This window comes from Burkholderia semiarida, from assembly GCF_029268935.1.
GTDB lineage: Bacteria > Pseudomonadota > Gammaproteobacteria > Burkholderiales > Burkholderiaceae > Burkholderia > Burkholderia semiarida.
Genome location: NZ_JAHLCL010000004.1, coordinates 1 through 305 on the forward strand (window position 1 = coordinate 1; position 305 = coordinate 305).

At 54.4% G+C, this 305-nt stretch carries 1 protein-coding gene; it reads left to right on the forward strand.

Annotated elements, in window-relative coordinates:
• Window positions 1-258, forward strand: a 258-nt coding sequence (locus KPB06_RS06870; RefSeq protein ID WP_275920428.1) for a hypothetical protein, incomplete at its 5' end; no start/stop codon positions are given.
• Window positions 259-305: the final 47 nt, after the last annotated feature.

Here is a 305-nt window from a genome sequence, read left to right on the forward strand (position 1 = left end):
GTTGTGTGTATCACACACGAGAATCCAACTTGTCTCGTCTTGCTACGCAGGTCACCGGTACTTCAACCGGCGCGCCGCATCGATCAGCTTCGCTGCTCGACGCTCTGCGGAGAATCCAACTTGTCTCGTCTTGCTACGCAGGTCACCGGTACTTCAACCGGCGCGCCGCATCGATCAGCTTCGCTGCTCGACGCTCTGCGTGGGATGCTCGTAGGTGCTGAAGCACTAACGATCATCGACAAGGCAGACTTGTTATAGGATCAAGCCTTACGGGCAATTAGTATCAGTTAGCTGAACGCATTACT